This is a genomic window from Pseudomonas syringae pv. cilantro (genome assembly GCF_001293775.1).
In the GTDB taxonomy this organism is placed as follows: domain Bacteria; phylum Pseudomonadota; class Gammaproteobacteria; order Pseudomonadales; family Pseudomonadaceae; genus Aquipseudomonas; species Aquipseudomonas syringae_P.
Window position 1 is genome coordinate 1 of the sequence record NZ_LGLN01000084.1, and the last position, 360, is coordinate 360.

The window sequence follows — 360 nt, forward strand, 5'->3', positions numbered from 1 at the left end:
TCGAAACCCTGAAACTGAGGGTTCAAGACTTCACCCGCTTCAACGAGCCAGCCAAGGCCCCGAAAGTGTATGAAACACAGATCGTTTTTGACCCTGATCGGTTCGAAGCGCTGATCCATGTGCCACCTGAGCGAGCCTGGCGTAATGAAACGCTGTTGGCACTGGCTCACGATATCGCTGCAAAGAGGGGGATTCAATGTCCAATACCCGAATGACACACCTATTGCCGCCAGATCTGGCGGCAGTGTTCGAGTTCCATGACAGTCATGCAGGGGCAAGCCTGGGCGTGTCCTTGGCCACACTGCTGCAATGCCTGTGTATCGCAGAACAGCGTCACCTGGTACCACCGCTTGAAGCGGA

The 360-nt window shown here is 55.3% G+C and carries 1 protein-coding gene; it reads left to right on the forward strand.

Going from position 1 to position 360, the window contains the following annotated elements; all coding sequences use genetic code 11:
* Positions 1 to 215, forward strand: a 215-nt coding sequence (locus ABJ99_RS29385; protein WP_230081079.1) for a hypothetical protein, incomplete at its 5' end; no start/stop codon positions are given.
* Positions 216 to 360: the final 145 nt, after the last annotated feature.